This window comes from Halobacillus sp. Nhm2S1 (assembly GCF_019599545.1).
In the GTDB taxonomy this organism is placed as follows: domain Bacteria; phylum Bacillota; class Bacilli; order Bacillales; family Halobacillaceae; genus Halobacillus.
In genome coordinates this window covers 671,041-692,485 of record NZ_JAIEZV010000001.1, presented here as the reverse complement: position 1 = coordinate 692,485, position 21,445 = coordinate 671,041, and the positions used below count along the sequence as shown (strand labels likewise).

The 21,445-nt window shown below is 47.4% G+C and carries 20 protein-coding genes and 1 riboswitch; of the genes, 16 read left to right on the top strand and 4 right to left on the bottom strand.

Annotated features, from left to right (window positions below):
- Positions 1–8: 8 nt before the first annotated feature.
- Together K2225_RS03515 and yfkAB are read right to left on the bottom strand one after the other, a co-directional pair.
- Entirely contained in the window at positions 9–590 is a 582-nt protein-coding gene (locus K2225_RS03515) for a YgjP-like metallopeptidase domain-containing protein (RefSeq protein ID WP_220583493.1), read from the bottom strand.
- Between the two features lie 18 nt (positions 591–608).
- The gene (gene yfkAB / locus K2225_RS03510) at positions 609–1,733 is read right to left on the bottom strand and encodes a radical SAM/CxCxxxxC motif protein YfkAB (RefSeq protein ID WP_220583492.1); all 1,125 of its coding nucleotides are present in this window, start codon (positions 1,731–1,733) and stop codon (positions 609–611) included.
- Positions 1,734–1,937: 204 nt separating this feature from the next.
- On the opposite strand from yfkAB, the gene K2225_RS03505 reads away from it, so the two are divergent.
- From K2225_RS03505 to K2225_RS03490, 4 genes are all read left to right on the top strand, one after another.
- The gene (locus K2225_RS03505) at positions 1,938–2,843 is read left to right on the top strand and encodes an SDR family oxidoreductase (protein WP_220584003.1); all 906 of its coding nucleotides are present in this window, start codon (positions 1,938–1,940) and stop codon (positions 2,841–2,843) included.
- Positions 2,797–3,537 carry an alpha/beta hydrolase gene (locus tag K2225_RS03500; RefSeq protein WP_220583491.1) on the top strand — a complete coding sequence of 247 codons (741 nt, stop codon included), beginning with the start codon at positions 2,797–2,799 and terminating at the stop codon, positions 3,535–3,537. Before K2225_RS03505 ends, K2225_RS03500 begins: the two co-directional genes overlap by 47 nt.
- 81 nt (positions 3,538–3,618) lie before the next feature.
- A riboswitch (TPP riboswitch) is annotated at positions 3,619–3,718 on the top strand.
- 88 nt (positions 3,719–3,806) lie between these two features.
- Positions 3,807–4,373, top strand: coding sequence for an energy-coupled thiamine transporter ThiT (gene thiT / locus K2225_RS03495; RefSeq protein WP_220583490.1), 567 nt, complete (start codon positions 3,807–3,809; stop codon positions 4,371–4,373).
- Positions 4,374–4,903: 530 nt separating this feature from the next.
- Positions 4,904–6,352 carry a phospholipase D family protein gene (locus K2225_RS03490; protein WP_220583489.1) on the top strand — a complete coding sequence of 483 codons (1,449 nt, stop codon included), beginning with the start codon at positions 4,904–4,906 and terminating at the stop codon, positions 6,350–6,352.
- 38 nt (positions 6,353–6,390) lie between these two features.
- Here the strand turns inward: K2225_RS03490 and K2225_RS03485 are convergent, their stop codons facing one another.
- Complete coding sequence (locus K2225_RS03485) at positions 6,391–6,738, bottom strand: YflT domain-containing protein (RefSeq protein ID WP_220583488.1); 348 nt, start codon at positions 6,736–6,738, stop codon at positions 6,391–6,393.
- 262 nt (positions 6,739–7,000) lie between these two features.
- On the opposite strand from K2225_RS03485, the gene K2225_RS03480 reads away from it, so the two are divergent.
- The 7 genes from K2225_RS03480 to K2225_RS03450 all read left to right on the top strand — a co-directional run bounded on the left by K2225_RS03480 (position 7,001) and on the right by K2225_RS03450 (position 14,074).
- Positions 7,001–7,861: a DUF1028 domain-containing protein gene (locus K2225_RS03480; RefSeq protein ID WP_220583487.1), complete on the top strand. Its 861-nt coding sequence runs from the start codon at positions 7,001–7,003 to the stop codon at positions 7,859–7,861.
- An 87-nt stretch (positions 7,862–7,948) separates the two neighbouring features.
- Positions 7,949–8,581 carry a flavodoxin family protein gene (locus K2225_RS03475; RefSeq protein ID WP_305038432.1) on the top strand — a complete coding sequence of 211 codons (633 nt, stop codon included), beginning with the start codon at positions 7,949–7,951 and terminating at the stop codon, positions 8,579–8,581.
- Between the two features lie 187 nt (positions 8,582–8,768).
- The gene (locus tag K2225_RS03470) at positions 8,769–10,352 is read left to right on the top strand and encodes an L-lactate permease (protein WP_220583486.1); all 1,584 of its coding nucleotides are present in this window, start codon (positions 8,769–8,771) and stop codon (positions 10,350–10,352) included.
- A 79-nt stretch (positions 10,353–10,431) separates the two neighbouring features.
- Positions 10,432–11,136 (top strand): FadR/GntR family transcriptional regulator, encoded by a 705-nt coding sequence (locus K2225_RS03465; RefSeq protein ID WP_220583485.1) that lies wholly within the window; start codon positions 10,432–10,434, stop codon positions 11,134–11,136.
- A 78-nt stretch (positions 11,137–11,214) separates the two neighbouring features.
- Entirely contained in the window at positions 11,215–11,931 is a 717-nt protein-coding gene (locus K2225_RS03460) for a (Fe-S)-binding protein (protein ID WP_220583484.1), read from the top strand.
- Between the two features lie 14 nt (positions 11,932–11,945).
- Positions 11,946–13,373, top strand: coding sequence for a LutB/LldF family L-lactate oxidation iron-sulfur protein (locus K2225_RS03455; protein ID WP_220583483.1), 1,428 nt, complete (start codon positions 11,946–11,948; stop codon positions 13,371–13,373).
- On the top strand, positions 13,370–14,074 hold the full coding sequence (locus K2225_RS03450) for a LutC/YkgG family protein (RefSeq protein WP_220583482.1): 705 nt from the start codon (positions 13,370–13,372) through the stop codon (positions 14,072–14,074). The genes K2225_RS03455 and K2225_RS03450 overlap by 4 nt, the downstream gene beginning before the upstream one ends.
- Before the next feature lie 88 nt (positions 14,075–14,162).
- Here K2225_RS03450 and K2225_RS03445 read toward each other — a convergent pair whose 3' ends face one another.
- On the bottom strand, positions 14,163–14,423 hold the full coding sequence (locus tag K2225_RS03445) for a hypothetical protein (RefSeq protein ID WP_220583481.1): 261 nt from the start codon (positions 14,421–14,423) through the stop codon (positions 14,163–14,165).
- A gap of 208 nt (positions 14,424–14,631) precedes the next feature.
- On the opposite strand from K2225_RS03445, the gene K2225_RS03440 reads away from it, so the two are divergent.
- The 5 genes from K2225_RS03440 (at position 14,632) to K2225_RS03420 (ending at position 20,988) form a co-directional block, all read left to right on the top strand.
- Positions 14,632–15,222, top strand: a complete 591-nt coding sequence (locus K2225_RS03440; RefSeq protein WP_220583480.1) for a DUF2087 domain-containing protein — start codon at positions 14,632–14,634, stop codon at positions 15,220–15,222.
- A gap of 60 nt (positions 15,223–15,282) precedes the next feature.
- Positions 15,283–16,524, top strand: a complete 1,242-nt coding sequence (locus K2225_RS03435) for an MFS transporter (RefSeq protein ID WP_220583479.1) — start codon at positions 15,283–15,285, stop codon at positions 16,522–16,524.
- Between the two features lie 267 nt (positions 16,525–16,791).
- Complete coding sequence (fdhD, locus tag K2225_RS03430; RefSeq protein WP_220583478.1) at positions 16,792–17,595, top strand: formate dehydrogenase accessory sulfurtransferase FdhD; 804 nt, start codon at positions 16,792–16,794, stop codon at positions 17,593–17,595.
- Complete coding sequence (gene fdhF / locus K2225_RS03425; protein ID WP_220583477.1) at positions 17,588–20,524, top strand: formate dehydrogenase subunit alpha; 2,937 nt, start codon at positions 17,588–17,590, stop codon at positions 20,522–20,524. The genes fdhD and fdhF overlap by 8 nt, the downstream gene beginning before the upstream one ends.
- Entirely contained in the window at positions 20,524–20,988 is a 465-nt protein-coding gene (locus tag K2225_RS03420; RefSeq protein ID WP_220583476.1) for a helical membrane plugin domain-containing protein, read from the top strand. Before fdhF ends, K2225_RS03420 begins: the two co-directional genes overlap by 1 nt.
- The last annotated feature ends 457 nt before the right edge of the window (positions 20,989–21,445 follow it).

Below are 21,445 nucleotides of genomic sequence, written 5' to 3'. Positions count from 1 at the left end.
ATTTTCTGTTAGCACGTCTTTTCGTGGATGAGGTCTTCAATGGTCTTTTGGATCTTCTGTTTGGACCTCTGGACTAGCCGCCAGTTGAGGTGAATGTGGTCGTCCTCTTTCATTCCCAGCTTCACCTCATCTTCTTCTGCCTCTATTGGCCAATCGGACAGTGTCGGAAATTTTTCACCGGCTTTACGGAACAGCCAACCGTTCACCTCTCTTCGAAGGTGTCCGTTCGCTTCTTCCTCTGTCCATTTTTCAGGATAAGCAAAAAGGAAGGTTCCTTTTTGAAAAGCAAAGCGCGCTTCATCCTGATGTTCAGTCTTCAGCCGATAGGAGCGGCCAAGGTAAGTGATCTTTTCGTGATCGGAAGCAGTAAGAGCATCAACGGCGTATAAATCCTCGTGCGTTTGCTGCCATTTATCGAAAATCCAGTCCGCCTTCTTCTCAACAAAAGCCTGGATTCTTGCTTCCTCTTTATGAGGGGATACGGTCACTTTTACTCCATTCAAATCATCCAGGTAGATTTTAATAAAAGAGACGTCCTGCCTCTCTACAGTATAAGCAATAGTTTTCTCTCCAAAAGTTAAAGTCGGCATGGCGCTCTCCTTTCTAGGTTACAACGTAATGTTCGTTTTCCGTTTTTGGAAATCGACTCCCTCATAGTACGTGTTTTTCACAAGCACATTCGGACCAAGGCACTTCACAGCAGGGCAGTGGCAGTTGAGGCTCTGCGCCGTTTTTGTTGACAGCCAATTCTCATAGGCATCGCCAAGTTTCGTGTCTTGAATGTTTCCGAGGCCAGGCTCGTCGCCGAAGTCTGTCACGATAATATCGCCCGAGAAGATGTTCACGTTCAGGCGGGAGCGCCCGTCCGGATCGTTTCTTACCGTCACATTTTTTTCACTGTACAAGCGCGTCAGCATGTCGAGATCGTCCTGGGAAGAACTGCATGGATAGTACGGCAGTGTTCCAAACAACATCCACATACCGTCATCCCGATGGTCAAGAAGACGATTGATGCCTTCCCGCATTTGTTCCAGGCTCAACGTCTCTAAGCTGCTGGCAAAATCAACGGGATACATCGGGTGAATCTCGTGGCGCGCGCATTTCATTTCCTTGACATGATCATGGATCGATTCAAGGTAAGGGAACGTACGACGATTGAGCATCGTTTCTGCTGAAACCATTACCCCTTCTTCAGAAAGCCGCTGGGAATTTTCCACCATCCGGTCAAAGAACTTTTTACGATTTTCTTCGGAAGGTTTCCGTTCCATACGCGCAAATCCGGTATGGATGAATTCTTCGATCGTTCCCCAGTTGTGGGAAATATGTAAAACGTCCAAATAAGGAATGATCGGGAGGTAACGCTCATAAGGAAGCGTCAAGTTCGAGTTGATTTGTGTACGTACCCCGCGCTCGTGGGCGTATTTCAGCAGAGGAACGACATAATTTTCTACTGATTTCTTAGACATCATCGGTTCCCCGCCCGTGATGCTGAGCGTCCTGAGGTGCGGGATTTCATCAAGCCGCTTCCTGAGCAGGTCCATCGGCAGAGCCTCTGGATCCTTCGCCCCTAACGTATATCCGACCGCACAGTGCTCACAACGCATGTTGCAGAGCGTCGTCGTCGTAAATTCAATGTTCGATAACGTCATTTTTCCGTGTTCTTCCACGTCCATATACGCTTCCCAGGGGTCATAAGAAGGGGTAAGCGCCTGAAGCTTCATGTTCGTACTCATAAAATATGAAACTTCCTTTCTATTCAAATTTATTAGGTCGATAACCTTTACCATTCTATCATTAATATGCCTAAAACCATACATTATGAATCGGGATTATGTCGTGATATGCCGATGTGGAGCTGTTTAGGTTTCCGGGAAAGAGGAGAATAAGGGTGTGACATCGAATGATATGGGGTAACGATTAGCACAAGGGGGAGTCAGATTATGAAACAAACCGTACTCATTACCGGAGCATCCAGTGGATTCGGTTTCCATACAGCCGTGAAATGTGCCGAAAAAGGCTTTCGTGTCATCGCCACGATGAGAAATGTAGAAAAGGCTGCCGCCTACGAAACACTTGATGAGGAAGTGCGCAACCGCATCGAAGTGTGGCCGTTGGATGTGACGGATGAACAATCCATCGCGCGTTTTTCAGAAAAAGTGAATACGCTGGAAAGGCTGGATGTCCTCGTGAATAACGCGGGCTATGCGGTCGGCGGATTTCTTGAACAGGTACCGCTTGAAACATACCGTAAGCAGTTTGATACCAATGTCTTTGGTGTGATTGCCGTTACGAAAGCGGTTCTTCCACTGATGCGTGCCCAGGGAAGTGGGAAGATTTTAAATGTCAGCAGTGTGAGCGGATTGATCGGTTTTCCTGGCTTATCGGCTTATGTTTCATCCAAACACGCATTGGAAGGATTATCGGAAAGTCTCCGTTTCGAAGTGAAACCGTTCGGGATTGATGTCGCGCTGATCGAGCCCGGCTCTTATCAGACCAATATTTGGTCGACAGGACTTGAAATGCCGGAAGAAGTCCAGGATCCTGAATCTCCATATGCCGATTACATAAAAGGGTTGTGGAATGCTCTGAACAGTGAATCCCATGGCAACCCTCAGGACGTGTCTGATCTGATGACCGGACTAATGGAGAAAGAAACGCTTGTGAAACTGCGCTACCCAATTGGTGCCGGTGTGCGGGCGAATGTGTGGTTCAAGCGTTTGCTGCCGTGGAGGTGGCTTGAGAAAACGGTGTTACAAAAAATTTTAGGAAAAGAGAAAGCCAAAGGAGTGGGGTTGAATGGAAAAAGTGATGCATGGAGCGGAGGAGATGCGCTTCGAGGGTAATGAAGTAGGCATTCTTGTCTCTCACGGGTTTACCGGATCAACACAAAGCATGAAGCCGCTAGTAGAAGCGTATGCAAGGTCAGGTTACACGGTCTGTTGTCCGCGATTGAAAGGGCACGGAACGACCCCGGAGGACATGGAATCGACCTCTCATCTGGACTGGGTGCAGTCCGTAGAAGAAGCTTACACCTGGTTGAAAGAAAGGTGTTCGAAAATATTTGTAGTCGGGTTATCGATGGGAGGAACCCTTGCCTTGTATATGGCGAGTCAGCACCGGGATATTGAAGGCGTCATTCCGATCAATGCGGCGATCGATATACCAGCACTTGAAAATACACAGGGAATGGACGAACGCTTTATTGATGCGATCGGATCGGATATCAAGGATCCGGAAACCGTTGAACTTGCGTATGACCGCACACCGGTGAAATCGATCGGAGAGCTTGTCACCTTGATGGGTAAAGTGAAGGACGGGCTTGACGAAATCCACTGTCCGATCATGATTTTCGTTTCGGATGAAGATCACGTCGTTCCACCTCACAATTCAGAAGTCATTTTCGAATCTGTGTTTTCTGAACATAAAGAGATCATCCATCTGGAAAACAGTTACCATGTGGCTACCCTTGATCATGATAAGGATATGATCATCGAGCGTACGCTTGAATTTTTCCAAATGTACACGAACACCAAGTGATTGCCCGGGAAATAGAAAAGGTTTTGTAATCTAGTAAAAAGTTTATTATAATAGAGACAAATCAAGAAAAGTAAACGGTATAAAGCCTTCAAGGGGAGCCTCCGGCTGAGAGTGAACGTATAGTTCTGACCCTTCGAACCTGTCAGTTAGCACTGGCGTAGGGATGGCGGCTTTTTTGATGGTGCAATGCAAAATTGGGACTCCTCCATCAGGAAGCTTCCCTATTTGGCGTTGCTTTTTTTGTGTCTTTTTTTAGGAGGAATGTTGAAATGAGAAATCGTCGCGTTTTATTTCTCGTAGAAGTTGCGATTTTTTCAGCACTCGCATTACTGTTGGATATCATCCCGTTTTTATCATTTAAACTATGGGCGCAGGGAGGTTCGGTTTCCTTTGCCATGGTCCCTGTGTTCATCATGGCCTTTCGCTGGGGCTTAAAAGGGGGCGTCACCACCGGTCTGCTACTGGGAATCTATCAAATCATGACAGGTGCCTATATCATGACCCCTCTCCAGGCGTTTCTGGACTATGTCGTTGCCTTTGCTGTGATTGGAGGGGCTGGCTTAGTGGCGAAACCACTATGGAATGCGATCAAAACGAAAGAGTCCCGTCGTTTGGTCGGATGGATCATTGTCGGCTGCCTGATCGGAAGTGTGCTGCGCTTTTTCGGCCACTTTTTCGCAGGAATCGTTTTTTACGGCGAGTTCGCCCCGGAAGGCCAGCCGGTCTGGTTGTATTCCCTTATCTATAATGGCGGATACATGCTGCCTGCGTTTATCTTAAGCAGTATCGTCGTCAGTCTCCTATTCGTAAAACGACCAAAACTATTAAGCCATTAACAAAAATCCCTCCCTCGATGCTCCGACATCGAGAGGGGGATTTTTATTATTATTAAAGACTCAGTTTCGAGACTTTTGCTGAGTGGATGGGGGCTGCGGGGAATAGCTCGCTTTCCGCGAGAGCGCGGTGAGCCTCCTCGGACTGCGTCCTGCGGGGTCTCACCCTGCACTTTTTTCCCGCAGGAGTCTCGCCATTCCCCTCCGCCCCTTCCATTGAAGATTCTCGAAAACAATTCTGAAATAAAAAACTTTTACTATCAAAGAAAAGGGGGGATATGAATTTTCCAAAGCCGTTATTTTAGATATAAAATCTTTCTATAGAGTGCTTTATTACGATAGATAAGGAATTGCGAGAGACAATCATACACAGTAAAGAGGTTCGTTTCACTCATCCCTGACTCTCAGCACAGCAAACGAACCTCGAAACATCTCATTAAATGGCGCTTTATTCGTTTTTTTCTCCGATCAAGGTTTGAAACGGGCCATTAAAGTGAAAATAGAATAAGCACTCTAGTTGAGGAGGCTACATAATGGACCGTTTGAAGCGGATTGGAAAAAGCAAGTGGTTTTGGATCATCGTTATCATTATCGCTATTTTAAGTGTCACGATTGCTTATCACACTTCATGGAAAGCTCTGCCCGAAGGGATTTCTTATGAAGGAGAAACACACCAAATGGAAAACATCGAATTTTTCCGTGATTTAACATACGAAAATGAAGCAGGTAAGACGGTGCATGACCTTCAGGTTTTTGAAGAAATCAACCAGACGATCTCAGAAGCTGAGGACTTTATTGTAGCGGATATGTTTTTATTTAATGGCTACACGAACGGAAAAAATGAGTTCCCGAAGATATCCAAAAATTTAGTGGACGCCATTTTAAAAAGAAAAGAAGAAGTTCCTGATTTGAAGGTCGTTTTCATTACGGATCGGATCAATACGGTTTACGGATCCTATGAGTCGGAGACGATCAAACGCCTCGAGGATGGCGGGGTGGATGTTGTTTTGACCAATTTGAATAAATTGAGAGATTCCAATCCTATATACTCAAGCGTATGGCGGCTTTTATTTTCATGGATGGGTACCGGAGACAATGGATGGATCAGTAACCCTATGGCCAAGGAAGCTCCAGATGTGACGCTCAGGTCCTATATGAAATTGATGAATATCAAAGCGAACCATAGGAAGATTCTCGTAACAGAAAAATCTGCGATTGTCTCAACAGCCAATCCCCATGACGCCAGTGGGTATCATGAAAACGTTGCGTTTAAGATGACGGGGCCGATCATCAAAGATATTTTAGAAGCTGAAGAAGCGGTGGTGAACTATTCGGGTGAGGCTGATTTTCCTGATTATGAAAATCGTAATTGGGAGGAGCAGGAAGGGCCGATCACTACACGGTTTGTTACAGAAGGAAAGATCTACAAATCGATTCTCGAAGAATTTTCGAAAGCTGGTGAGGGAGACACCGTCTGGCTTGGCATGTATTACTTGGCCGATAAAAAAATCATGAATTCCATTGATGAGGCAGCTAACCGCGGAGCTACGGTGAACATTGTGATGGATCCAAACAAAAAAGCGTTTGGTCACGAAAAAACCGGCATACCCAACTTACCTGTGGCTGCCGAGTTACAGAATTTGGGTAACGAAAATATTCATTTGCGTTGGTATGATGTCAATATTGAGCAGTACCATACGAAGATGCTTTATATCGACCATCCCGAGGAGGATGTCATCATCGCCGGGTCGGCGAACTATACGCGCCGTAACCTTTCCAACTTAAACTTGGAAGCCGATGTTGTCATCAAAGGGAATGGGGAAGAGCATGTATTCCAGGATGTGAATGATTACTTTACCCGTATTTGGAACAATGAAGAAGGACATTACACCGCTGATTATAAAGAATACCAGGATAATTTAACATTCATTCGTTATGCCACTTACTATTTGCAAAAATGGACATGGTTTACGACCTATTGATAAAAAAGGAGCGCACATTCCGTGCGCTCCTTTCTTTATTATAATAGTGTTTCCGCTTTAGCCGGGTTTGTCACAATCAGGAGAACTTTCCCTTCATCCAAGTCTTCTTCGTATTCTTCTGCTTCCTGTTCAGAAAATCCGATTTCCTGCAGTTTTGTACGTAGTTCATCGCCCTGTTTGCTGAAGAGATTGCTGATCACGTTTTTGACGTCCTGTTCTGAGAGGCCGATGGTATTGGCGTTAACGTTCTTGGCAATGCGATCGGTACGGTCGTCATCGTGAGACAGAATGTAGATGTCTTTGTTGTCGATGCCCTCATCTTTAAGACGCTTCACATCTTCCATCAGTTTTTCATCATTTGTGTACTCTCTTACCGTTGGTTTCATATTGGATCGCTCCTTTTTTATAGCTGCTACGTTATGAAATGTACCCGGATGGAAATGGGATAAACTTTTGAATGCGCTATGGTTTTTTCAATCAAATCGAACGAGATATCGATCAAATTATAATCATATCAATTAAACATTTTAGGATATCAACTAAAACCAGAGAAGAACGATGAAGTCTCTCATAGATCCATCGGAACATGAAATTTTGCAGGAAATTGTCCAACCATCTCGAATTACATACAAGATTGGAGGGAAGAAAATGAAATCAAAAATAATTGCTACGTTCTCTATTTGTGCTCACGATCCTGAAACAGGAGAGTGGGGCGTTGCTGTGCAGTCGAAGTTTTTAGGTGTTGGATCGATTGTGCCGTGGGCAAAGGCAGGTGTCGGGGCGATTGCTACCCAGGCGTTTGGCAACCCGCAGTACGGACCGGACGGCCTGAAGCTGCTTGAACAAGGCCTTTCAGCTGAAGAAGTGATCGAGCGGTTAACTTCCGGGGATCCTCAAAAGGAAGACCGTCAAGTCGGAATTGTCGATGCAAAAGGAAACGGGGCTACCTTTACAGGCAAAGAGTGCTACGAGTGGGCGGGCGGAAAAGTCGGCAAGCATTATGCGGCTCAAGGAAATATCCTTGTGAATGAAGAGACTGTCACCGATATGGGGGAAGTTTTTGAGCAGGCCGAAGGTTCTCTTGCCGATCGTTTGATGACTGCGATCAAAGCAGCTCAGCGTGCAGGGGGCGACAGTCGTGGGAAGCAATCGGCAGCCATCCTCGTCGTGAAAGATAAAGCTGGATATGGAGGGCTCAGTGACGTCGCCGTCGATCTCCGTGTGGATGATCATCCGGAACCGATTGAAGAGCTTGACCGTATCTTTCAGCTTCAACAACTCTATTTTGGAGCATCGAATCCTGATGAAGTCGTGGAAGTGGAAGGGGACGTTAAGAAAGAGGTCGAGCATCATCTGCGCCGTCTCGGGTACCTCACTTCAGAGGACGTCTCTTCCGATGAGTTCCACGATACATTCACGACCTACCTGCACACGGAAAACTTTGAAGGACGTGAGCAGGAGCGCGGAAAGATGGACTTGAAAGTTTTTGAATACATGAAAAATCAATGATGGAGAAAAGCCGTACATACGAGATGTGCGGCTTTTTGATTGAACGTTTTTACGAAAGGGAAAGGGGCAGGGTAGGAGGTTGATCACATGACAAAATTGAAAGCGATCGTTCTGAATGCATCTTTGAAAAAGACGAAGGCAGAAGAACCTTCCCATACAGAAGGTCTGAGCCGTGAAGTACTGGAGATTCTTGAAAAAGAAGGCGTGGAAACAGAAATCGTCCGCCTGGCGGATTATCATATTCCCTATGGCATCAGCGGAGATTTAGGTGGTGGGGATATGTGGCCGCAAATCTTTGCAAAAGTGAAAGAAGCCGACATCGTCCTGTTCGGAACACCGCTGTGGCTTGGTGAGAAAAGCAGTCTCGCTACGGTGGCGATGGAACGCTTATACGGCAGCAGCGGGGAAACGAATGACAAGGGGCAGTCAATCTTTTACAACAAAGTCGGAGGCGTCATCATTACAGGAAACGAAGATGGCGCAAAGCATGCGGCTGCGTCTGTGCTTTACGGCATGTCGCACATCGGTTTTGTTGTCCCGCCGAATGTCGATGCGTACTGGGTGGGTGAAGCAGGACCTGGACCTTCTTATTTAGAGGGAGAAGGTCAAAACAACGAATTCACGAAAAAGCATGTTGAAATGCTCGCCTACAATACGCTTCATTTTGCGCGGATGTTAAATGAAAATCCGATTCCGGCAGAGGGAAACCAGATGGAGTAATCCTTCCTCAAGGAGTGGACAAGACCAGGGCTTCAAAAGCTACTGGTCTTTTTCCATGATTGTCATAAAAGCGATTGCAAAACCTCCACCTTACGTATAAAATATAATTAAAGCAGGTCATCTGATGACCTTACTTTTATACTTATGTTGAAAGCGTTGTCAATTCGTGTGATGGGGGAGGATGAACATGATTTTGTTCGTGGCTTTAAGCGCGATACTCGCTCCTTTTATCTTTTTGGTCCTTTTAAGGATGCCGGCAAAAAAAGGGATGTTGTATAGCGCGCTCATTGTGATCGGTCTTGCTTACTTCATCTGGGGTGTGGGGGAAAGGGTGATTGCTGCCTCTATATTGGAGGGGGCGCATAAGACGTTGACGATCCTGTTTATTTTATTTGGTGCGATTGTTCTTTTGAACACGTTGAGAAACACTGGAGCGGTGGACCGGATCAATCAAGGGTTCCGGAGCATTTCCAAAGACATGAGGGTGCAGATTGTCATCGTGGCCTTCTTGTTCGGTGCTTTGATTGAAGGAGCTGCAGGGTTTGGGACACCGGCGGCTGTGACAGGGCCGTTGATGGTGGCTTTAGGATTTTCACCATTGGCTGCCGCGGCCATAGCGCTGATCGCGGATAGTTCAGCCGTTTCGTATGGAGCTGTCGGAACCCCGATCCAGGTCGGGTTGAGTAATATTCCTGGTGCAGACCTTTCTTTTTACAAAGAAATCGGAGTACACATCGCTTTCTTTGATTTATTTGCCGGAAGTTTCATTCCATTTATTCTAGTGGTCATATTAACCGTCTTTTTTGGGAAGAAGCGGCAGCTGTCAGACATAAAGTCAATGATTCCATGGACACTTTTGGTCGGTTTCACTTATACGTTATCCGCTTATCTTTATGCCCGTCTGTTCGGTCATGAGTTCGTAGCGATTTTAGCTTCTTTGACCGGACTGCTTGTGGCCACTCTGACGGCGAGAAAAGGTTTTCTACTTCCTGATGAACCTTGGCAGGAGGCGCTTCAAGAGGAAAAAGGAGCCGAACAGCCAGTATCTATGAGCTTGTGGGCGGCATGGGCACCTTATGTAATCATTGTCCTCCTCCTGCTTGTGACAAGGATCGTTCCTGCGGTCAAAACCTTCACGTTGACCTGGGTGGATCTTACCTGGGCGGATATTTTAGGTGTGGAAGGCATTACCTCATCCTGGCAAGTGCTTTATTCTCCAGGATCTGTATTAGTCTTTGCTGCTATGATGGCAGTCGTTGTACAAAGGAAATCGTTTGACCGATTCACGAAGGCAGCGAAAGAATCTGTTCTTTCCATGAAGGATGCGGCTTTAGCTTTAGTTGCGACACTCGCTCTTGTCCAGGTGTTTACGAATTCAGGAATGAACGCCCAAGACCTTGTGAGCATGCCTCAGTATATTGCCCAGACTCTCGCTGGAGGCTTCGGTTCCATGTGGGTCATGGTTGCGCCTTTTTTAGGACAGCTCGGAGCGTTCATTACCGGAAGCGCAACAGTATCGACTCTCACGTTTTCACCTGTTCAGTACAGCATTGCCGAAGAAACAGCCCTGGCCAAAGATACGGTCCTGTCTTTGCAGGTCCTCGGTTCAGCTGCAGGCAATATGATTTGTGTCCATAACGTCGTAGCGGCAGGAGCGGTCGTAGGTCTCGCAGGAAAAGAAGGGGATATTATAAGGAAAACGATTGGCCCTGCCTTATTGTATGGACTGCTTGTCGGTACCGCCGCTCTCGTGTATCTCTTCTTCACGTAGAAATCGCTTTCTCTTTTAAAGGGTTTGTTTTTCGATTAGAATAAAAGGAAGAAACAAGCGAAACTTTGGAGGAAACCGCATGAATTATAAACCGATTCGGACGAAGAAAATATACGAACAAGTAGCCGATTCTCTTTTGGATTCATTGAAAAAAGGGGAATTGAAGCCGGGAGATAAACTGGACAGTGTCGAAAGCCTGGCCGGCAGTTTCAGTGTCGGAAGGTCGGCGATCCGTGAAGCACTAAGTGCCCTGAGAGCCATGGGCATTCTCGAAATGCGTCAGGGGGAAGGGACATATGTGAAGGCTTTCGATCCTTCGCGCTTTTCTTTACCCGTCTCTGTTGCCTTTTTAATGAAAAAGGAAGATATGAAAGATTTGATGGAAGTGAGACATATTTTAGAAGTAGGGGCGGCCGGGACAGCTGCTAGGACGAGGCAGGAGGATGACCTGCGCGCGATGGCGCAGGCCTTGTTAGATATGGAAAAAGCGAAAGGAAACGGGGAGCTGGGTGAAAAAGCGGACCTTGAATTCCATATCGCACTTGTCCAGGCGACGCAGAATCAGATTTTGATCAATCTGATGAACAGTGTATCGGAAATTATGATGCAGGCCATGAGGGAAACCCGCAAACTTTTGCATACGCCTGAAGGAACAAGCCGGTTGCTTGAGCAGCATAAGCAAATTTTCGACGCCGTCAAAGCTCAGGATGAAGCATTGGCCCAAGAGGCGATGGTCCGCCACTTGCAAAGTGTGGAAGAACATTTAGCTGAATATTTATCATGAAAAGGATTCTGTTGTCAGTATCCTTTCTCAAAAAACAAGTCATCTGATGACCTTATGTTTAAAAGGGAGGACATAACCGTGAAAGTATCGTTATTTATCACCTGTCTTTGTGACACGTTCACCCCAGACGTCGGGAAAGACACCGTCCAACTGCTCGAACGTTTTGGATGCGAGGTGGATTTTCCAGAAAACCAGACCTGTTGCGGGCAACCGGCTTTCAATAGCGGGTACAAACAAGAGTCGATCCAAGCGATGAAGCAGATGATTACAGCTTTTGAAGCGTCCGAATACGTGGTAGGACCATCTGGTTCCTGTGTACAGATGATCAAAGAATATCCCCATGCGTTGAAGGACGATCTTGAGTGGAGCGAACGTGCCCAGGCTGTTGCACAAAAGACGTATGAGCTGACGCAGTTTTTAGTGGAAGTTTTACAAGTGAGTAATGTGAAGTCCACGTTCCAAGGGACCGCGACCTATCATCCTTCCTGTCATATGACCCGTCTCTTGGGAGTGAAGGATGCACCGAGAATTTTACTGGAAAACGTGGAAGGGTTGAATCTGATCGAGCTGCCGCTGAAGGAAGATTGCTGCGGGTTCGGGGGAACGTTCGCCGTTAAAAATGCCGCCGTGTCTGGTCAAATGGTGGAAGAAAAAGCCCAGCATATTGATGAGACCGGGGCGGAATATCTCATCGGCGGTGATATGGGCTGCCTGATGAATATGGGTGGATGCTTGCGCCGCAATAAACAGGACGTGAAAGTGCTGCATATCGCTCAAGTGCTGAACAGTCAATAGAAAGGAGAGAGCACATGGGAATAAGAATTGGGGATAAGCCGTATGCCGAACGGATTCAGGCGGGGATTGAAAACAGCTTCATGAGACAGGCCGTATCTTCCGCTCAGGGCCGCTTCCGAAGTGGACGTCTGAAAGCAGCGGAAGACCTCGGAGATTGGGAAGATTGGCGGACGCTTGGCGAAGAGATCCGGCATCATACGATGGAAAACCTGGACTACTATTTGCACCAGCTCAGTGAGCAGGTGGAAAAGCGGGGCGGAACAGTGTTTTTTGCAGAAACCGCTGAGGAAGCGAATGCTTATGTCCAGGAAGTTGCGAAGAAAAAGCAGGCACGCAAAGTGGTGAAATCAAAGTCGATGGTCACAGAAGAAATCGGCTTGAATGAAGCGTTGCAGCAAAGTGGCTGCGAAGTGGTGGAATCAGACTTGGGAGAATGGATTTTACAGCTCGATGAAGATCCACCGTCCCACATCGTCACCCCGGCGCTTCACAAAAATAAAGAGCAGATCCGGGAAACGTTTGCGAATAAGAAAGGGTACACGAAAACCGATCAGCCCGAGGAACTGGCCGCTTTTGCCCGCGAACAGCTCCGGAAAGATTTCCTGGAAGCGGATTTAGGTGTGACGGGCTGCAATTTCGCTGTTGCGGAATCCGGTGCGGTCACGCTCGTTACGAATGAAGGAAATGCGCGTATGGTCACCTCTCTCCCTGATACCCACATCGCCGTCATGGGCATGGAACGCGTCGTCCCAACGTGGGAAGAGCTTGAAGTCGTCGTCAGCTTACTTACGAGAGCGGCTGTCGGCCAAAAACTGACGAGCTATATCACCGCACTCACGGGTGCTCGGTTAGAAGACGAAACAGACGGGCCGGAGGATTTCCACCTCGTCATTGTCGATAACGGACGTTCGAAAATATTAGGAACAGAATTTCAGTCTGCGCTGCATTGCATTCGCTGTGCGGCCTGTATCAACGCTTGTCCGGTGTACCGTCATGTTGGTGGCCACTCGTACGGATCGATTTATCCAGGGCCGATCGGTGCCGTCCTGACGCCGCTCCTTGACGGGTACGAAGACCATAAAGACCTGCCTTATGCGTCCACGTTGTGCGCTGCCTGTACAGAGGCCTGTCCTGTGAAAATTCCGCTCCATGAACATTTGATCCGCCACCGTGAGATCATCGTCGAGCGCGAACACATGGGAGCGAAGTCCGAAGAGTGGATGATGAAAGGATTCGCCAAGTGGGCTTCTACGCCTGCTGCCTATAAACTGAGTACAAAAATGGCGAGGACAGCAATGAAGCCATGGACGAAAGACGGTCAAATCGAAAACGGCCCGGGGCCGCTGAAAGGGTGGACAGAAAGCAGAGATTTTCCTGCTCCCGCCAAGAAGAACTTCCGTGAATGGTATAAACAACGGGAAAAAAGGAGGGGAGAGGCATGACGATTCATAACCGGACATCGTTTCTGGATCGTGTCGCTGAAAACCTCGGAAGGGAGCGGCGCACAGAAGTGAAGCCCCCTTCTTATTCCGTAAAGCCGCAGGACCGCGTTTTCCAAGGGGCTACCCAGGCGGAGCTCATCGAAAAGCTCGAAGCCCAATGCCGCATCATTCATACTTCCTTTGAGCGGACAACGCTGGCCGCTCTAGGTGACTCCCTTCAAAAAGTACTCGCAGCATTTGAAGGTTCCAGAAAAGTCATCAGCGCAGGAGGTCCGAGATTGGATGAATTCGGCATGCGGGGGATTTATGAAGCGCTTGGGAAAGGTGGCTTTGACCTCCGTATCTGGAATGAACAAGAGGGGGATGTCACATTCGCTGAACAGGCAGGCGTCGGGATCGTCTTCAGTGACATCACCCTTGCAGAATCCGGAACGGTGACCCTTTTCAACGATAAACATAACGGCAGATCCATCAGCCTTCTCCCGGAAACGTTCATCGCTATCATTCCGAAAAGTACGCTGGTACCGAGAATGACGCAGGCGGCGAGAGTCATTCATGAACAGGAACAGAAAGGGAACCCTGTTTCGTCATGCGTCAGCTTTATTACAGGGCCGAGCAACAGTGCAGATATTGAAATGAACCTGATCGTCGGTGTTCATGGACCTGTGAAAGCGACCTATGTGCTGGTGGAAGATTTATAAGCAGCAAAAGCATCTCAGAAGTGGGGTGCTTTTTTTATGAAAAAAGTGAGGGGATCCTTCAAGACGGATTTCTTCTCCCACTGTTCAGTTATCCCATGATTATGGAGAGGAAGTTCATGAACGTAAACCAGCCAAGGGAAGCGAAACTGAGGGATAAGACCGCTACACTCAACAAAGAGTGCTTTATGGATCGTAAAAGATGGATGCTGGAATAAACAAGGCTGATGACAAATAAGGATCCGAGCAGGATATTCCACTCCATGGAGAACCGTAGTCCAAAATCTAGAAGAGCATGCGCGATATAAAATACATTCACACATAAAAGGAATAAGAAAAGCAGCTTCTTCATAAGAATTTCCTCCTTCATTTTCCAGACCTAGAGCTTCTATTCTATTATTTCAGAACTAGAAAAATTATACAAACGGCTTGGGAGTTGTGCATCTTTTAGTATGAAACATTCCCTTCTTCAAAGACTTGAAGCAGAAATCATCGTTGACACTATCATCTAATTAGACTATTGTTTAATTAGATATTCATTTAATTAGTGGGGTGGAAAAATGCAATTAGAAAAAATGGTCGCGTTTCATAAAGCAGTCGGAGATCCGACACGACTGAGGATCATTGCTCTTCTCAGGAAGGGACCGCTGCACGGGCAGGCGATTGCAGGGAAGTTAGGACTGCGTCCGCCGACGATTACCCATCATTTGAAAAAGTTGAAGGATACAGGGGCGGTCTATTCGAGAAGGGATAAAAATACGATTTATTTTTATTTGAATGAACAGAATTTGCAATTCATGACGACCGCAATTTTAAGGATTGGAGATGATGAACGAGTGGTAGCCGAAGAATTGAAAGTAGATGCTAAAGATCAGGCGAAGATTATTAAAAACTTTATCACGGTGGAAGGCAGATTAAAACAGATGCCAAGCCAGCTGAAGAAGAAGAACGTCATTCTTTCTTATTTTGTCCAATGGTTTGAGCATGGGAAAACCTATGATGAGAAGGAAGTCAATGAATATATTAAAACATTCTTCGATGATTTTGCGACCGTCAGACGGGAATGGATCATGCAGCAGTTCATGTACAGGGAAAACAATCAATATGAACTAAACCCTGTAGAAATGTGGCCGGTCGTCGTCCAAAGGTGACGGCATGGCTTCTTTTTTCGAATATCTAATTAGATGTATATCTAACTGGTTGTGGTTTTTATGATTCGCCAACATTCTTACCGTTTTTTGTTTTATTCAGGAATCGTCAATGGGATTGGTGATCGGTTCAGTCAGGTCGCTGTTTTAACCCTTCTATTACAACTGACAGGTTCAGGGGTGGCCGTAGGGATGGCTCTTGGATTGAGAGTTGTTCCCTACTTGCTCCTCTCCCCACTCGGTGGAAAGCTTGCCGATCGTTTTCACAAAAAATGGATGCTCGTGCTGACTGATGTCTTCAGGCTTCCGTTTGCTCTTAGCTTTTTACTAGTGGATACGAAGGAGATGGTGTGGCTGGTCTTCGTGGGGATGTTCATTCTGGCCTGCGGAGAGGCCGTTTATCAACCTGTGCGGAAAAGCTTCATTGCTACGATCGTAGACAAAGAGGATTTGCTGAAGGTGAATGGCTGGGAGCAGCTTCTTCTCGGAGTGGTCTTGATCGCAGGTTCGATTACAGGGGGATTGGTCGCCTACATCTTCGGTACTTCCTTCGCCTTCTGGCTGAACGGTCTGTCATTTATTGCAGCAGCTCTACTGGTTCTTCCTTTGAAGGAAAACAGAACGCTTAGCGTTTTCGAAAAAAGAGAAAGTACGAAACGCGTCCGTTGGGAAGGGTGGATAATGTTCGTATTTGCCATCCAGCTCGTCGGCGCTACGATGGACGGGGCGTTCAATGTCTTAATCAGTGTGTATGGAGCGGGAACGTTTCAGCTTGGCGAACTTGGCGTCGGTTTCTTGTATGGAGCCCTCGGCACGGGACTGGTGGCGAGCTTCTTTATTTCCAGCAAGATCAAAACTTATGGTCTGCCTTTCTGTCTGGGTCTCCTCATTCTTGAAGGGGGGCTCCATATGCTCGCGAGCCGGATGACCCTTTTTCCTGGATTATGGCTGACGTTTATATCGATTGCCTTGACCGGTGGGGTGTTAGGGGCCTTCCTGGACGCTTTTCTCATGAAAAATGTGAAGGCAGGAGAAGAAGGACGTGTCTTCGGCTGGATTGAATCATGGACGAATGTCCAGCTTGGACTCATGATGTTCGCCTCCGGGTGGTTTTTAGATGCTTTCAGTGCCCGCACTCTTGGTATGTGGGGAGGTGGAATCGGCATTACTGGTGGTGTTTTGTTGCTATTCTTCTATTTTCTATTTAACAGAAAGCAGACTTTCGCATCAGTTGAAAAGGGAAGTGATGTATCCTGCGGCAATAAAGAGCGCAAAAAGAACGATAAAAATCAGGACGATGGATAAGAAGATTCCGCGTACTCTTCGAAGGATCTGAAGAAAAGTTTCCAAAATATTTATTGTCCTCACCTCTTCTTTTAGTTTGAGTATTTGTTCATTTCCTGTTTTTTGAAAATTCAAACGTAAACAATAAAGGAAAAAGAAATGAAAAAAGAGAAAAATATAAGAATAGAACCATCACCCAGACACCTGTCCATCTTTTACATAGACAGGTGTTTGTTTTGTCGAAAGAACGGGAATAAGTTAGGGAACGATTGGTAAGGGGGTAAAAAATTGGGGACGAGGTCGTGGCAGATTCATAGGTTTCGAGAGAAAGAATGGACCTCTGAGGAAGATGAAGTCGCTATCGAGTATCCACTCACGGTGACCGTCAACGGGGAGGAATTCGCGACGATGGTCTGTACTCCGATGGACAAAGAGGAAATGGTCATCGGTTTCCTCGCATCTGAAGGTTTGATTCGGAATGTGAAGGAGATCAAAGGGATGACCATCGATGAAGACCGTGGGTTCGCTTACGTGGAAACGGCGAAGAGCCTTCCACAGATGCAAGGCGGTCAAAAAAGATGGCTCGGATCCTGCTGTGGGAAAAGCCGGGCGTTTTATTTTCAAAGCGATGCGGCGACGGCACGGACAGCCATGGATGAAAGTACCTTCGATCCGGATGTGTGCTTTCGACTGATGGAAGAGTTCCAGTCCCAGGCGGGTTTGTTCCAACGCACGGGCGGGGTGCACCAGGCAGCCATCGCTTCGGAAGATGGAATACTGAAAGCGTATGCGGACATCGGCCGTCATAACGCGCTGGATAAATTGTATGGCTTTTTATTGAAAGAAAACGTAAGCAGAAAAGGGAAGATCATTTTATTTACAGGCAGGATTTCTTCGGAGGTCCTTTTAAAAATATCGAAAATGGGGTTTGGTGTCCTGTTGTCGAAGTCGGCACCGACAGACTTGGCCCTTCAGCTTGCGGATGATTTAAACATTACGGCTGTCGGATTTTTACGGGGGGAGCGGATGAATGTGTACACTCATCCGAGGCGTATCGCTGCAGCTAGTGGAGGAGGAGTAACGATTGAATGAACACACAGTAGTAACGATCAATGGAAAAGAATTTCTGGCGGAACCAGGTCAGAATCTGCTTCAACTGATGAACGAGGCGGAAGAACAGGTACCGCAAATCTGCTACAACGAATCACTGGGACCCATCCAGACGTGTGATACGTGTATCGTCCAGGTCGATGGCGAATTGACGCGGGCGTGTGGCACGAGTGTGAAAGCCGGTATGAAAGTCCAAACGAAACTTCCTCATGTACATAAGGCACAGAAGGAGTCGTTGGACCGCATATTGGAGAAACACGAATTGTACTGTACGGTTTGTGATTACAACAACGGATCGTGTGAGATTCATAATACGATGGCGGAGTTTGGACTGGAACACCAATCCCGACCTTTCCAGCCGACCAGTTATGAAAAGGACAATTCCGGATCTTTTTACCGCTATGACCCCGATCAGTGTATCCTCTGCGGTCGCTGTGTGGAGGTCTGCCAGGATGTGCAGGTGAACGAAACGCTGACGATCGATTGGGATCGGAAGGAACCGCGTGTCATCTGGGACAACGATGTGCCGATCGATGAATCCTCCTGCGTCAACTGCGGGCAGTGTTCCACCGTTTGTCCTTGTAACGCGATGATGGAAAAAGGGATGGAAGGCGATGCCGGCTTTTTGACGGACACGGAGCCTGGTATCCTGAAGTCAATGATCAATTTGACGAAGAAAGTGGAGACAGGTTACGGCCCGCTTTTCGCTGTATCGGATACAGAGGCGGCGATGCGCGAAGAAGTCATCGAAAAAGAAAAAACGGTTTGCACCTACTGTGGCGTCGGCTGTTCCTTCGATGTATGGACGAAGGGAAGAGAAATCCTCAAAGTCGAACCGAGTGCCGAATCTCCGGCCAACGGCATTTCCACTTGTGTGAAAGGGAAGTTCGGCTGGGATTACGTCAATAGTGAAGAGCGTCTGCAGAAGCCGCTCATCCGTCGCGGCGATCATTTTGAAGAAGTCGAATGGGATGAGGCGATCGCTCACGTTGCGGATCGCATGACACAGATTAAGGAAGAAAAAGGCGCGGACCACCTTGCGTTCATTTCATCTTCCAAAGCGACGAACGAAGAATCGTATGTGATGCAGAAATTAGCCCGCCAAGTGATCGGGACGAACAACGTCGACAACTGTTCCCGTTACTGTCAGGCACCGGCAACGAAAGGCTTGTTCCGTACGGTCGGATATGGAGGAGACTCCGGTTCCATCGACGATATTGCTTCGAGTAAACTGGTCTTGACGATCGGCTCGAATACGGCAGAATCCCACCCGGTTCTCGCTTCACGAATCAAGCGTTCTCAAAAGCTGTTCGGCCAGAAGCTGTTCGTGTTTGATTTGAGAAAGCACGAAATGGCTAAGCGCGCCGACCGCTTTTATCAGCCGAAGACAGGGACGGACCTCGTGTGGCTTTCCGCTGTAGCGAAGTACATTCTTGACCAGGGTTGGGAAGATCAGAGCTTCCTGAATGAATGGGTCAACGGTTTTGATGAATACCGCGAAAGCCTGGAGCCGTTCACGATGGAGTATGCCTCAGAGTTGACCGGCATTCCTGAACAGGAGTTGAAGGATGTAGCGAAAGAAATCGCCCATTCGGAATCGGTCGTTGTCTGCTGGGCGATGGGTGTCACGCAGCATATGCTCGGAAGTGATACAAGTACAGCGATCAGTAACCTGCTTCTCATTACAGGAAATTACGGAAAGCCAGGCACAGGAGCTTACCCACTCCGCGGCCATAACAACGTCCAAGGGTGCAGTGACTTCGGAAGCATGCCGAACTTCTTCCCTGGTTATGAAGCGACATCAGACGATGAGGTTCGCGCCCGTTATGAAAAAGCGTGGGATGCAACCATTCCAAAAGAGGCCGGCATGGATAACCACGAAATGATCGAGGCGATCCATAATGGTGAGCTTTCCATGATGTACGTTATGGGTGAGGACACAGGAATCGTCGATGCCAACATCAACTACGTGACCGATGCGTTTGAAAAATTAGATCTCTTCATTGTTCAAGACCTTTTCTTAACGAAAACAGCTGAATATGCGGATGTTGTACTGCCTGCATCACCTAGCCTTGAGAAAGAAGGAACATTCACGAATACCGAGCGCCGGATTCAGCGTTTGTATCAAAGCTTTGAGCCGCTCGAAGGAACGAAGCCGGACTGGCAGATCATCCAGTTGATCGCCAAAGAACTCGGTCGTGACTGGAACTACCAGCACCCTTCTGAAATCATGCACGAAGCAGCAGGCCTTGCTCCATTGTTCGCGGGTGTGCACTATGACCGTCTTGAAGGCTACAAGTCCTTGCAATGGCCGGTTGCTGAAGATGGGTCCGATCAGCCGCTCTTATTCACGGAAGGTTTTCCTTTTGAAGATAAGAAAGCGAAGCTGTATCCACTGACGTACGAGATGAAGTACGATACGAATGAAGAATACGACCTGCATGTCAATAACGGACGTCTGCTCGAGCATTTCCACGAAGGGAACATGACGTATAAGTCGGAAGGCATCCGTCGCAAAACGCCGAACGCCTTTATCGAAGTGTCGAAAGAGCTTGCAAAAGAACGAGGCATTGAAGAAGGCGCCGAAGTGAAGCTGATCTCAGAAGCAGGGGAAGCGTCAGGCGTCGTCACCGTCACCGACCGTGTACGCGGAAAGGAAATCTTCCTGCCGCTCAACGACAACGGCAAGTCAGCCATCAACTTCCTCACAGATAATCGTGTCGATAAAGATACGAATACACCGGCATACAAAGAAATCGCGGTGAAGATGAAAGTGTTGAAGAAGAAAGGCAAGTCACCGATTCCGCACAACAACCACCGCCGTGGGAATCCAGTTCCGCAAAAAGGTGTCAAAGTACAGGAAAAATGGAAGCGTGAAGATTATATATTCCCAGGCAAGGGGGGACGATGATGGCCAAAGCCATTTCGAAAATCAAAAGGTATGAAGTGTCTCGTGAGGATCAAGTCGAACAGGACGTTCGGGAAGTGAAAGAAGCCGTCGCTGACAACAAAGATTCCATCCTAAAGGGCATCGAATTGATGAAGGCGCTCGACAACGGAGGTACGCTGGACTCCGTGACCGCTTTTGTAAAAGCCAAGGATGAAGCCCTTGCGAACGTGGTGAAGGAAATCGATAAGGATCAATACGAACCTCTGCTGCGCAACCTGCCTGAACTCGTCTTCCTGCTTGGCGAGATCAATGTGACCGGGATCCGTGACTTGAGTTCACGACTGAATCACGGTCTGGAAGCGATGGAAGGGGAAGGGACGACAGACAAGACGTCGTTCTTCGACCTTGCCAAAGCCTTGAAAGATCCGGAAATCAACCGCAGCATCACGATGCTCCTCCATTTTTTGAAGGGGATGGGAAGGTAACGAACATAGAGGGTGAAGCCATCATGGCTTCACCCTCCTTTAGTAACTAGGCTTTAAGGCCAACTTATTGATAAACTCGGTAAAGTCACCGATAAATGTGGGAAACCCACCGATAAAAGCTCAAAAGTCACCGATAAAAACTCGAAACCCACTGATAAAAGGGTAGAAACCACCGATAAGTACGAGCGCGATCCATCGCTTGCAGAGAACGCTGGTAAAATCGTAATCATACAAAAAGCTTAAAAAAAAGAATTGACATTTTTCTGAAAACTCATTATGATTAAGCTACAGTCAGCGAGTGAAAACTGTGCTCTATAGAGCTTATATAACTCCAAAGGGGAGTAGCTTACAGTTATGTCGTCATTACGTGGCCCATCGGCCTCCGGCATACCTGGCAACGTTAAACGTTGTTCGCGAGACCTTTGCCATAGTGGTAAAGGGATATAATGAAGAACTC